Source organism: Streptosporangium fragile (assembly GCF_039534445.1).
Classification (GTDB): Bacteria; Actinomycetota; Actinomycetes; order Streptosporangiales; family Streptosporangiaceae; genus Streptosporangium; species Streptosporangium fragile.
Genome location: NZ_BAAAVI010000049.1, coordinates 53,681 through 66,644, shown reverse-complemented (window position 1 = coordinate 66,644; position 12,964 = coordinate 53,681). Strand labels below are relative to the sequence as shown.

The window sequence follows — 12,964 nt, the reverse complement described above, 5'->3', positions numbered from 1 at the left end:
GGCCGGGGCGAACGGTCCGGCCGGCGCGGCGGGTCCGGCGGGCGCGGCGCGGCCGGGAGGCGCGGCCGGGATGCCGGCGCCGTCCGGCGGCGTGCTGGCGCGGATCGGCGACATCCCGATCCGGGTGGCCTACAGTCTCGGGGCCGCCGCGGTCACGGCCGCCATCGTGGTCCTGATCTTCATACTGTTCTCCGGTGACGAACCCGCCGATCCGGTGGGGAGCCCGCGGGCCGACGCGCCCGCCGCCGCGTCCTCGCCGACCGTGCCGCCGATCACGCTGCCCGACCTGCCCGCCTCGACGCCGCTGAAGGCGCTGCCCGGCACGCCCAGTGTGGTGATCGGCGCGGTGACCGACGCGAAGTCCGCGATCACCTACTCCAGGCTGGGCAAGCCGTGGGCGGTCAAGAAGGTGTCGTCCTTCTCGGCCGGCCAGCAGGCGGGCTCGGAGGGGCTGCCGCGTACGGTGATCGGCTCCGGCCCGCTCCCGGGCGCCACGCCGGCCAAGGCCCCGAAGACCGACGCCGACTACCGCAAGGCCGCGTTGAGCGCGGTCAGGTGGACGATCCGCAACCACCACCCGGCGGGCAGCGACGTCACCTGGACCGCCTCGCAGCGGCCGGCCAACGGCGCCAAGGGCTGGATCCTCGGCTACCGGGTGACGTACGAGATCAACGGCAAGAAGCACACCTCCCAGGCGGCGCTCGCCCTCGTCGACGTCGGCCGCCGCAAGCCGGCCATGCTCTTCGTGACCGTGCCCGACTCGCGCAAGCGGCTCTGGGCCGACATCGCCCCGCTGATGGCGAGCGTCCGGGCCCTCTGAGCGGGGCGTTCTCCGGGTGTTCTCCGGCGGCCGTCGTCCCGTGGGGGAAGGTTCGTGTACCCCCACGGCGAAGGCCATGCGTTGTGATGGAAGTACCTTCTAGAATATGGTTCTGCCACTGAATCGTGTCTGGAGGGTGTCATGGCGATCGGATTGAGCGAGGAGCACGAGGCGCTCCGGGAGTCGGTGACCGGCTGGGCGGAGCGGAACATTCCGGCCGAGGTCGTGCGCGCCGCCGTCACGGCCGAGAGCGAGGAGCGCCCCGGCTTCTGGTCCGGGCTGGCCGACCAGGGCCTGCTCGGCCTGCACATCCCCGAGGAGCACGGCGGCAGCGGGTACGGCCTGCTGGAGACCGCCGTCGCCGTCGAAGCCCTGGGCGAGCACGTGGCACCCGGTCCGTACGTCCCCACCGTGCTCGCCAGCGCCGTGATCCTCGCCTCCGACGGCAAGGCCCACGCCGAGCTCCTGCCCGGCCTCGCCGACGGCACCCTGACCGGCGCGGTCGCGCTGGCCGGGGCGATCACCGCTACCCGCGGCGAGGACGGCGTCCTGACGGTCACCGGCACCGCCGAGCCCGTCCTGGGCGGTGCCCTCGCCGACGTCCTGGTGCTCCCCGTGAGCACCGACCGGGGCGAGGAGTGGGTCGCGGTCGACGCCGCCGCGGCCGCCGTGACCCCGGTCAGGGCGCTGGACCTCACCCGTGGCGTGGCCAGGGTCGAGCTGGACGCGGTGGCCGTGCCCGCCGGGCGGGTTCTCGACGGGCTCCAGCGCACCGACGTCCTCAACCTGGCCGCCATCCTGCTCGGCGCCGAGGCCGCCGGCGTCGCGTCGTGGTGCGTGACCGCCGCGGCCGAGTACGCGAAGGTGCGTGTGCAGTTCGGCCGCCCGATCGGGCAGTTCCAGGGCGTCAAGCACAAGGCCGCCCGGATGCTCGTCGCCCTGGAGCAGGCCCGCGCGACCGTGTGGGACGCGACCCGCGCCGCCGAGGGGCGCACCGCCGCCACCGACGAGGTCGGCGCCGACGAGTTCTCCTACGCCGCCGCGATCGCGGGCGTGACCGCGCCCGACGCCGCCGTGCTATGCGCCAAGGACGCCATCCAGATCTTCGGCGGCATCGGCTACACCTACGAGCACGACGCCCACCTCTACTACCGCCGCGCGCTGACCCTGCGCGCGCTGCTCGGCACCTCCGGCGAGTGGGCCGAGACCGTCGCCGAGCTGGCGCTGAACGGCGTGACGCGGGAGCTGGAGATCGAGCTTCCCGAGGAGTCCGCCGGGCTGCGCGAGGCGATCCGGGCGGAGCTCGCGGAGATCGCCAAGCTTGAGGGCAAGGAGCAGAAGCGCGCCCTGGCCGGGGCCGGGTACGTCATGCCGCACCTGCCGAGGCCGTGGGGCCGCGACGCCAAGCCGCTGGAGCAGGTTCTCATCTTCCAGGAGCTCAAGGCCGCCCGCGTCAAGCTGCCCCAGATGATCATCGGTGCCTGGGTGGTGCCGTCCATCGCCACGTACGGCACCCCCGAGCAGCAGGAGCGCTTCCTGCCGCCCACGCTGAGCGGCGAGATGATCTGGTGCCAGCTCTTCTCCGAGCCCGGGGCCGGCTCCGACCTCGCCTCCCTGCAGATGAGGGCGGAGAAGGTCGAGGGCGGCTGGCGGCTCAACGGCCAGAAGATCTGGACCTCGGTCGCGCACGTCGCCGAGTGGGGCATCTGCATCGCCCGCAACTCCTCCGAGGGGTCCAAGCACGACGGCATCACGTACTTCCTCGTCGACATGAAGGGCCCCGGTGTCACCGTCAGGCCGCTCACCGAGATGACCGGTGAGAACCTGTTCAACGAGGTCTTCCTGGACGACGTGTTCGTCCCGGACGAGCTGGTCGTCGGCGAGGTGGGCCAGGGCTGGAAGGTCGCCCGGAACACCCTGTCCAACGAGCGGGTCTCGCTCTCCTCCGGCTCGGGCGGCACCGGCGCGTCGGTTCCCGACCTGCTCGGCCTGGCCGGGCGCCTCGGTCGCGAGCTGACCCCGGCCGAGCGCCAGGAGCTGGCGCGCGTGGTCTGCGAGGGGCACTCGATCAGCGCCCTCGGCCTGCGGGTGACGTTGAAGCAGCTGACCGGGGCCGAGCCCGGCGCCGACGCCTCGGTCCGCAAGCTCCTGTCCACCTCGCACGCCCAGCACGTCTCCGAGTGCGCGGTATCGCTGCTTGGGTCCGCTGCCGTCGTCGCCGCGGACATGCGGCTCGGGGACGCCGGCTACTGGAACCGGGCCGTGCTCGCCACCCGCGCCATGACGATCTACGGCGGCACCACGGAGGTCCAGCTCAACATCATCGGCGAGCGCATGCTCGGTCTGCCCCGCGACCCCGAGCCGGGCAAGTAGGGCGACCCGCCGGTCACGGGCCTGCGGGTCACGGGGCGCGGGTTTGCGGGTCCGGGTCTGCGGGCCTGCGGGTCACGGGGTGTGGGTCTGCGGGTCTGCCGGTTACGGGTCAGGGGCCGGGGCACGGGTCCGCAGGCCCGGGAGTCCGGGAACCCCGGCCGATCCCCGGCGCGACGGCCCGGGGCGTGCCCCGGGCCGTCGCGGTCCGTGGCGCGCTCCCCGTAAGGTCTGGCGATATGCGGACGAAGTGGGGCGAGGCGGCGGTGCGGTTCGCGCCCGCCGCGCTCGGCCTGCTGCTCGGGCTGCTCGCGCTCGGTCCCGCGCTGGGGCCGGGCTTCGTGCTCCGCTACGACATGGTCTTCGTGCCCGACCCGCCGCTGGCGCCGCCGGGGGCGGGTTTCCCCCGGGCGGTGCCCAGTGACCTGGTGGTGGCGCTGCTCGCGCAGGTGGCCCCGGCGCAGGTGGTGCAGAAGGCGGTCCTGCTCGGCATCTTCGTGCTGGCCGCCTCGGGGGCCGCCGCGCTGGTCCCCTCGGATCGGCTCGGGCCGCGCCTGGCGGCGGCGGCCTTCTACGCCTGGAACACCTACCTCGCCCAGCGGCTCCTGCTCGGTCAGTGGGCTCTGCTGCTCGGCGTCGCCGGGTTGCCCTGGGCGGTGCGGGCGGTGGTGCTCGGTGGGCGGCTCAGGTTGGTCGCGGCGCTCCTTCCGGCGGCGGTCGGCGGGTTCCAGGCGATGCTCGTCTCCGCCCTGACCGTGCTCGCGACCGCCGCGACCGCCGCGACCACCTCGGCCGCCACCGGTGGGAAGGCCGCGGCCGTCGCCGCGACCGCTGCCGTCCCGGCCGGGCCGGTGGTCCGCGCGCGCCGTACGGCGGAGGCCGGGGCGGTGCTCGCCGCGCTGAGCCTGCCGTGGCTGGTCCCCGCCCTTCTCAGCGGAGCCTCGACCGACCCGGCGGGGGCGGTGGCGTTCGCGGCCAGGGCCGACGGGCCGTTCGGCACGGTCGGCAGCCTGCTCTCGCTCGGCGGCATCTGGAACGTCAACGCGGTCGTCCCGGGCCAGCAGGCGTGGTGGTCCGCGAGCGTCCGGCTGGTCCTCGCGGCGGTCGCGGTCTGGGGGTTCACCCGGCTCCGCGGCGGCTTCACCCGGCCGGGCGGCACCGGACCGCGTCGTACCACCGGGACGGGCCGCGCCGACGGGCCGTGCCGGGTGGGTGTGCCCTACTGGACGGGGCTGGCGACGGCGGCGGGGGCGGGGCTGGGGGTGGCGCTGCTCGGGGCCTTCGCGCCCGGCCTGCTGGGCGGGCTGATCGCCTGGTGGCCGGGGTTCGGGCCGCTCCGTGACGGGCAGCTCTACGTGGCGCCCCTCGTGCTGCTCCAGGCCGTGGGCCTGGCCGGGGCGGTCGCCCGATGGGACTCGCGGGCGGTGGCGGCGGTGGCGGCCGCCGTGCCGGTGCTGGTGTTGCCGACCTTCGCGCTGGGGGCGTTCGGCCGGCTGGCGGCGGTGGACTACCCCGGCGAGTGGCGGCGGGTGCAGGCGATCGTGAACGCCGACCCGGCCCCGGGGGCGCTGCTCTCGCTGCCCTGGGGCGCGCACCGGGCCTTCGCCTGGAACGGCGGGCGGGTGGTGCTCGACCCGGCGACCAAGATGTTCGCCCGCCCGGTCATCTGGAACGACGCGCTGCTGGTGGGGCTGCCCGGCGGCGGGCGGCTGCGGCTGGCCGCGGAGAGCCCGCAGGCCGCGGCGGTGGAGGCGGCGCTGCGGGCCGCCCCGGACGGGCGGGCGCGTGCGCTGGCGAAGCTGGGGATCCGCTATGTACTGGAACGGGCCAACGATAACAAGTTCTATGGCTCCTTGGTCGTTTTTCAGGGGTCTGAGCTGCGTCTCTTACGCCTCAGTGGCGTGGCATGAGTCACACATAATCGCAGCTCCTGGCGGTACCCGGTGGTAACTTCTTTTGTCACGGTTTTACTAAACCTATGGCTTATGGGGTGTATCGCGTTCTACTCTCGGCACACTGTCCAATAGCAGGAGGGAGAGCTCAGTGATACGAGTTATCGCTGCCTTGGCCGTGGGTGCCATCCTGGCGGTAGGTGCCTCCGTGGCAGTGGTGAACGTCGCCTCGCCCTCGCCGGAACCGCCGAACCGGCCGCTGTACAACTACGGCGACAGGTGATCCCCGGGGCCCGCTGACAGGACCCGCCGGACCCCTTTTCCGCCCAGCCCCGACGGGCTGACCACCACTCATCAGAACAGGGCGCGGCTCCGCCATGCCCTGATCCGGGCGTGCGTCGCCGTAGCAGACCGAGGAGAGACCGTGGCCCTGTCCGGTGGCGGCGCGAGCGCCGGGTCCCGTCCGACGGCCCCGCCGATCCCGCCGTCGCCGCACCTCAGCGTGGAGGCGCGGGGAGAACCCGAGACGGCCCTGGCCGGGGTGCGGGTGGCGGTGCTGAACTTCCGTGAGCCCCAGCAGTTCGCCGCCGGTGGCGCGGAGGAGTACGCCTGGCAGGTCAGCCGCCACCTGGTCGCCCAGGGCGCCTCGGTGCACTTCCTCACCGCGCGTGAGCCCGGCCAGGCGGCGGCCGAGCGGCGCGACGGCATCGAACTGCGCCGGATGGGCAACCGCTACCTCGTATACCTGCTGGTCCCGCTCTGGCTGCTGTTCCACCGCCGCCGCTTCGACGTCGTCATCGACTCCATGAACGGCATCCCCTTCTTCTCCCCGCTCGTGGTGCGCCGGCGCACGGCGGTGATCTGCCTGGTCCACCATGTGCACGACCGGCAGTTCCACGCGTTCTTCCCCACCTGGCTGGCCAGGACCGGCTGCTTCGTGGAGGGCAAGGTGGCGCGGCTGCTCTACCGGGGCCGCACGACCGTCACGGTCTCGGAGTCCTCCCGTGAGGACCTGCGCACCCGGCTGCGCTGGCTCGCCCCGATCCAGGTGGTGCCCAACGGCAGTCCCGCCGCCCGCCCGATCGCCCGGCGTTCCGTGCCCGGCGATCCGGCCGTGGTCTATCTGGGCAGGCTGGTGGGGCACAAGCGGGTCGAGCGGGTGGTCGCTCTCGCCGCCGAGCTGGGCGACGGCCGTCCCGGCCTGCACGTGCACGTCGTCGGACGCGGCCCGGAGGCCGGGGCGCTCGCCGCCCGCGCCACCGAGCTGGGCGTCGCCGACCGGGTGCACCTGCACGGTTTCCTCACCGAGCCGGACAAGAACGCGGTGCTCGCCCGGGCGCTGCTCAACGTGACGGCCTCGGAGTTCGAGGGCTGGGGGCTGACCGTGATCGAGGCCGCCGCGTTCGGCGTGCCCACCGTCGCCTACGACGTCGCGGGGCTGCGGGACTCGGTCAGGGACGGGGTGACCGGCTGGCTGGTGCGCGAGGGCGAGGAGCTGGCCGACGTGGTCGACCGGGCGATCGGCGAGCTGTCCGACCCGGTGCGGCGGGCCGAGATCCAGCGAGCCTGCCGCGCCTGGGCGAGCGAGTTCACGTGGGGGAGAACCGGCGCTACGATAACCAGGCTCATCGCCACCGAACTCCCTTCGGGTGCCGCGGCCGCACCGGCCAGGACCCCTGACCTCCGTCTCGCCGTGGGTGAGACCGACCCCACTTGAGCGTCGCATTGACCCCTGACCGCACCGACGCCGGGCCCGCGCGGCTACGGCACCGGCTGCGTCTCCTCGCGGGATGCCTCCTGCTCGGAGCCGTGGCGTTCAACACCTCACCCGGCCAGGTGATCGCCGAGACCAAGCTCGACATGGCGCTGAACCCCCTGGGATTCCTGTCCCGGGCGGTGCACCTGTGGGACGGGGCGTTCTTCGGTCACCTGCAGAACCAAGCCCACGGCTACCTGTTCCCGATGGGCCCCTTCTACGTGTTCTTCCGCGCGCTGGACATGCCCGCGTGGAACATCCAGCGGCTGTGGATGACCGCCGTGCTGTGCGCGGCGTTCCTCGGCGCCGAGCGGTTGTCGCGGGCCATGGGGATCGGCACCCCCGCCATGCGGATCGTGGGCGGGCTGGCCTACGCGCTCGCCCCGCACGCGCTGGCGCTGATCGGCGTCAACTCCTCGGAGTTCCAGCCCAGCGCGGTGCTGCCGTGGATCCTGCTGCCCCTGGTGTACGGGACCCGGCCCGGCGCGAGCCCCCGCCGGGCGGCGGCCCTGTCGGCGCTGGCGTTCCTGTTCGCCGGGGGCGTCAACGCGGTGGCCGAACTCGCCGTCCTGGTCGTTCCCCTGCTCTACCTGCTGACCCGGCGGAGCGGCCGGCGCGGGCGACGGCTGATCGCCTGGTGGCTGGGCTGTGTCGGCGCGGTGTCGATGTGGTGGCTGCTGCCGCTGCTGGTGATGGGCCGCTACATCTTCTCCTTCCTGCCGTTCATCGAGACCGCCGAGGCCACCACCGGGGTCACCTCGCTGCTGAACACCCTGCGCGGCACCTCCAGTTGGATCTCCTTCCTGCCGGTGGACGGGCGGCCCTGGCTGCCCGCGGCCTTCGAACAGGCGACCGCCCCGGCGCTGGTCGCGCTGACCGCGCTGGTCGCCGGGCTCGGCATGGCCGGCATCGCGCACCGGGCCACCCCGGAGCGCGGCTTTCTGACGCTCTCCCTGCTCGCCGGGGTGGTGATCGTCTCGGCCGGGCACGCCGACGCGCTCGCCCACCCGTGGACCGAGCAGGTCAAGGGGCTGTTCGACGGACCGCTCGCCGCCTTCCGCAACCTGCACAAGTTCGACGCGCTCATCCGGCTCCCGGTCGCGCTCGGCCTGGCGGCCCTGCCGCTCGCCTGGCCCGCCCGGCTGCGGCGTCCGGCCCAGGCCGCCTGCGCCGGCCTGGTCGCGCTCACCGCGCTGCCCGTCGCCACCGCCGGGGTCACTCCCACGGGCGCGTTCGCCGAGGTGCCCGCCTACTGGCGAGAGGCCGCGGCCTGGCTCAACCGCAACGCCGGCGACGGCATGGTGCTGGCCGCACCCGGATCGCGCCGGGGCGAGTACCTGTGGGGCCGGCCGATGGACGAGCCCATGCAGTCGCTGCTCACCGTGCGCTGGGCCACCCACACCAACGTGCCCTGGGGCTCGCCGGGGCTGGCCCGCCTGGTCCAGGCGGTGGACGAGCGCTTCGCCACCGGCCGCGGCTCGCCCGGTCTGACCGCCACGCTGCGCCGGATGGGCGTCAGCCACGTGCTCGTCCGCAACGATCTCACCCGTGAGAGTTACGGCACGGCCTGGCCCGCCCGGGTCCACGAGACCCTCTCCGAGTCCACCGGGCTGCGGCGGGTCGCCGCCTTCGGGCCGGGGGTCGGCGCCGGCCCCGCCGCCACGGCCGCGGGCTGGCTCGACCAGCCCTATCCCGCGCTGGAGGTCTACGCCGTGCCCGACCCCGCCCCGCTGGTCGCGACCGTGCCACGCGAGGGCACGCTGCGCGTCACCGGTGCGCCCGAGGCCACGCTCGCCCTGGCCGAGGAGGGGCTGCTGACGGACGACCGGCCCACCGTGGTGGGCGACGAGCCCGGCGCGGGCACGGCGCCGCCCTCCGCCACGGTGGCCACCGACACGCTGCGCCGCCGTGAGATCGTCTTCGGCGACCTGCGGCGCATCGCGACCGCCACGCTCACCGAGGACCAGCCGCTGGAACGCGGCAGACCCTCCGACCTCACCGACCCGGCCTGGAACGCCGCCACCGTCACGGCCCGCTACACCGGGATCAACGACGTGCGCGCCTCCTCCTCCGAGGCCGGCGCCGGGGCGGCCGTCGGCGAGCGCGACCCGGGCCGGCAGCCGTACGCGGCGCTGGACGGCGACCCGCGCACCGCCTGGCGCTCGGACGGGTGGCGGGGCGCGGTCGGGGAATGGCTGGAGATCCGCTTCGTCGCGGCCCTCGACATGCCCGCCGTCACCGTGGCGTTCGAGCGGACCGCGCTCGGGCCGCCGGTGGCGGAGGTCGCCCTGGAGACCGAGGCCGGCACCCGCCGGGTCCCGGTCGCCGACACCGCCGACCCGCAGTACCTGCGCCCGCCCGAGGGCAGGACGACCTGGCTGCGTGTCCGGGTCACCAAGCTCGCCACCGAGCCCAGGTCACGGGTCGGCAGCCGCGTGGGGATCAGCGAGATCGCCGTGCCCGGCGTGCGGGCGATGCGGACCCTCGACGTGCCCGCCGCCGGCGAGCGCGACCCCGGCACGGTGCTGCTCACCCGGCAGGGCTCCGCGCCCGCCTGCATGCGCGGGTCCTTCACGTGGACCTGCAGGCCCTCCCTGGAGATCGTCGGCGAGGACGGCTCCGGCTTCGACCGGACCTTCGTGGTGCGTGAGGACGGCGAGCGCGTCGTCACCGGCCGCGCCGTACTCACCGACCCCGTCTCGGCGCGGCTGCTCACCACCGTTCCCGGAGTCTTCCCCCAGGTCACCGCCTCCTCCACGGTGACCGACCACCCGGCCGTGCTCGGCCGGGCCGCCATGGACGGCGATCTGGGAACCGTGTGGTACGCCGGGCCGTTCGACCGCAGGCCCACCCTCACCGTCCGGCTCGGCAAGAAGATCAAGATCTCCCGGATCATGGTGCTGTTCCCCGACACGTTCCTGGGCGAGCCGCCGGTCCAGGTGAGCGTGACCGGTGGCGGCAGAACGGTGCGGAGCTGGGTCGGGGCCGGCGGGCAGGTCGACTTCGCCCCGATCCGCACCGACCGGCTGGAGCTCACGTTCACCGCCCCCACATCCCGCGCGATCGAGGTCTCGGAGATCACCATCCCGGGGGTCGAGCCGCTCGGCTCGCTCGCGTCGTCCCCGCTCCGGCTGCCCTGCGGGTACGGCCCCACGTTCACCGTGGACGGCAACAGGGTGCGCACCGAGATCGTCTCGGGCACGCTGGACGACGTGGTCAACGGCCGCCCCGTCGGCTACCGCGCCTGCGACCCGGTCGAGCTGAGCATCGGCCGGGCGCGTTTCACCGTCGCGCCGAGTGACGCCTTCCGCGTCGAGTCGGTCGTCGTGCGGACCGCCGCCCGCGCGTCCGGCGCCGCGGTCACCGCCGCGCCCGTCACCGCCGAGACGTGGGGCCCCGAGGAGCGCCGGGTGCGCGTGTCCGCCTCCGGGCCGTCGTACCTCGTCGTCAACGAGAACCACAACACCGGCTGGCAGGCCTATCTCGGCGGCACCCGGCTGACCCCGGTCCGGCTGGACGGCTGGCGGCAGGCGTGGGAACTGCCCCCGGGGCAGGGCGTGGTGACCCTGCGCTACGAGCCCGACACCCTTTACCGCGCGGCCCTGGCCGGCGGCGGGGTGCTGGTACTGCTGGTGATCGCGCTGGCGTTCGTCCGCGTCCGGCCGGTCCCGGTGCCCGGGACCGGTCCCGCCCGGCTCCGCAGGTCCTGGATCTGGCCGCTCGTCCCGCTGCTCGGGGTGTGGGCCGGCGGGTTCGCCGGTGCCGCGATCCTCGCCGGGGCGGTGCTGCTGCTCGGCCGGCTGGCCGGCGTCGCCGAGGCCCGGCACGCCCGTTCCGGCCTGCTCCCCGCGGTGGCCGGAGTGCTCGCCGTGCCGTGGGCCCCCGCCGTGCCCCTCGCCCTGGCCGGCCTGGCGCAGGCCGCCGGAACCCTGTACGGAGGGGCCGACGCGACCGGGTACCTCGCCGGGGCGCTGTCCGGAATCGTGCCCCAGGTGCTGTGCCTGCTCGCCCTCGCCTGGCTGCTCGCCACCGTCCCGGAGCGTTCCCCGGCCCCGCCGCCGCCCCCGCTCCGCGCCCTGCGGGCCGCGGAGCCGCTGGCGGTGGGGCGGTGAGCCGGCCGCGGATCTCCCGGGTCGCCGTGCTCGCCGGCACCGGCGCGTTCCTGCTCACCTTCGCCGCCCTGCTGCGTTTCTTCGTCTACGAGGGCGTTCTGACGCTGCCCCTGGAGCAGGACAGGACGTACCGGCTGGAATCCCCGGCGGCGACCTTCTTCGACACCGGCACCCTCGTCTCCCGCGACCAGGTCCGGCTGGTGTCGACCACGACGCTGAGCGGCGACGTCGCCGCCGGGAACGGGAACGTCGCGGTGTGGACGGAGTTCACCTCGCTCACCACCGCCTCCGGCGAACGCGTCGACTACCACGAGCGCCGCACGGCCTTCGACCGCCGCACCGCCATGGCGGTCGACTGCTGCGCGGGGTACGTCGACGACGACTCCGGCGCCCCGCAGACCGGCCTGGCCTTCCGCCTGCCGCCCCGCGCCCAGCCGCGGGCCTACCCGATGTACGACACGGTGCTGCGGCGGCCGGTTCCCCTGCTGTTCGAGCGGGAGGACGAGGTCCAGGGCCTGCGGACCTACCGCTACGCCTACCGGGCCGGTCCCGTCAAGATCGAGGACACGCCCGTGACGATCCCGGGCACGCTCCTGGGTCTGCCCGGGGCGCGCGCCGTCCCCGTCTCCCGATACGCCCAAGTGAGCCGGACCCTCTGGGTGGAGCCGGAGAGCGGCCTGACGGTGCGCGCCGAGGAGCGCCACAGCCAGGAGCTGCGCACCCTCGACGGCCGGGGACGCCTGGTGAGCCTCCGGGCCGACCTGGTGACGCCGCTCCGGGAGGTGGCCGGGAAGGTCGCCGACGCCCGGGCGTTCACCCGGTGGGTCCTCGTCGTCCGCGACGTGCTGCCCGGTCTCTTCCTGGCGGCCGGGCTGCTGCTCCTGGTCGCGGCCGCGAGCCCACTCGGGCGCCTGCGCCGAGCCGGCTCCGCCTCCGGGGACCGGCCCGCCGCCGAGCCCGGCGCCGGTGCCGATCGGACCGGTCCCGGTTCCGGTACTGGTTCTGGTCCTGACCCCGACCCCGACCCCGACCGCGACCGCGACCGCGACCGCGATTCCGACTCCGACCGCGACCGCGATCCCGACCGTGACCCCGATCCCGATCCCGATCCCGATCGTGGCCCCGGTCCCGACCTCGGCCCCGATCCCGGCTCCGGGACCCTCCCGGAGCGGGTGGCGCGGGAGGGGACCTGAACGGTGGAGCGCACCGGGCGGGGAGGATCAGCGCTTGCGCAGGACGAGCAGCAGGTTCCAGCTCACGATCTCGCGCAGGCCCGGGACGTGGATCACCGGCGTGGCCCAGCGCGGGTGGTAGCGGGGCAGGGCGTCCAGCACCGTGGTGTCGTTCCGCCGTCGCGCCCAGCGCAGCGCCGCGCCGATCGAGACCGGGTACAGGCTTCTGCCGTAGACGTTCTTCGGCGGCTTGCCGTGCACCCGGGCGTACCGGGCCGCGGCCCGGTGGCCGCCGAGGTAGTGCCAGGGGGAGGTCTCGTGGCCGCCCCACGGCGAGAGCCAGTTCGTGAACGACAGGTAGATCACACCACCGGGCCGGGTCACCCGGACCATCTCCTCGCCCATCCGCCACGGGTCGGGTACGTGCTCCAGCACGTTGGAGGAGAAGCAGACGTCGACCGAGCCGGTCGCCAGCGGCAGGTCCAGCGCGCTGCCCAGCACCGCGCCGTCCGGGGCCGCGCCCCGGCGGGCCATCATCTCCCCGGCGTCGCAGTCCACGCACACCGGCCGGGCGCCGACCGCGCGCAGCACGTCGGTGAAGTAGCCGGGGCCGCCGCCCACGTCGGCGACCAGCGCGCCGTCCAGTTCCGTGTAGGAGGCGAGCTGGGCGACGGTGTCGCGGGCCAGCAGGCCGTAGAAGAAGTCGGGGTCGGTCTGCTCCTTGCGGAAGGCGCCGAGCAGTCGTACCGACCTGCCCAGGGTCGCCCGGAACGGTGCCTGCGGGGTCTCCAACGCTGCTCCTCACCGGAGGGGACACGACGGGTGCGCCGGAGCATAACACC

Annotated in this window: 7 protein-coding genes; 6 read left to right on the top strand and 1 reads right to left on the bottom strand. The window is 74.6% G+C overall.

All coding sequences use genetic code 11. The features are described from left to right. From ABD841_RS27970 to pgfA, 6 genes are all read left to right on the top strand, one after another. On the top strand, positions 1-820 hold an 820-nt coding region (locus ABD841_RS27970; protein ID WP_425582050.1), incomplete at its 5' end, for a hypothetical protein. A gap of 141 nt (positions 821-961) precedes the next feature. After that, entirely contained in the window at positions 962-3,193 is a 2,232-nt protein-coding gene (locus ABD841_RS27965) for an acyl-CoA dehydrogenase family protein (RefSeq protein ID WP_344978053.1), read from the top strand. 236 nt (positions 3,194-3,429) lie between these two features. Continuing rightward, entirely contained in the window at positions 3,430-5,100 is a 1,671-nt protein-coding gene (locus tag ABD841_RS27960) for an MmpA family trehalose lipid delivery protein (protein WP_344978051.1), read from the top strand. Positions 5,101-5,506: 406 nt separating this feature from the next. Further along, positions 5,507-6,799: a glycosyltransferase family 4 protein gene (locus ABD841_RS27955; protein ID WP_425582049.1), complete on the top strand. Its 1,293-nt coding sequence runs from the start codon at positions 5,507-5,509 to the stop codon at positions 6,797-6,799. Beyond that, positions 6,796-10,950: an alpha-(1->3)-arabinofuranosyltransferase domain-containing protein gene (locus ABD841_RS27950; protein ID WP_344978049.1), complete on the top strand. Its 4,155-nt coding sequence runs from the start codon at positions 6,796-6,798 to the stop codon at positions 10,948-10,950. The genes ABD841_RS27955 and ABD841_RS27950 overlap by 4 nt, the downstream gene beginning before the upstream one ends. Beyond that, positions 10,947-12,143 (top strand): cell envelope lipid trafficking protein PgfA, encoded by a 1,197-nt coding sequence (gene pgfA / locus ABD841_RS27945; protein WP_344978047.1) that lies wholly within the window; start codon positions 10,947-10,949, stop codon positions 12,141-12,143. The genes ABD841_RS27950 and pgfA overlap by 4 nt, the downstream gene beginning before the upstream one ends. A 27-nt stretch (positions 12,144-12,170) precedes the next feature. Here the strand turns inward: pgfA and ABD841_RS27940 are convergent, their stop codons facing one another. Then, positions 12,171-12,914, bottom strand: a complete 744-nt coding sequence (locus tag ABD841_RS27940) for a class I SAM-dependent methyltransferase (RefSeq protein WP_344978045.1) — start codon at positions 12,912-12,914, stop codon at positions 12,171-12,173. Between the last annotated feature and the right edge of the window lie 50 nt (positions 12,915-12,964).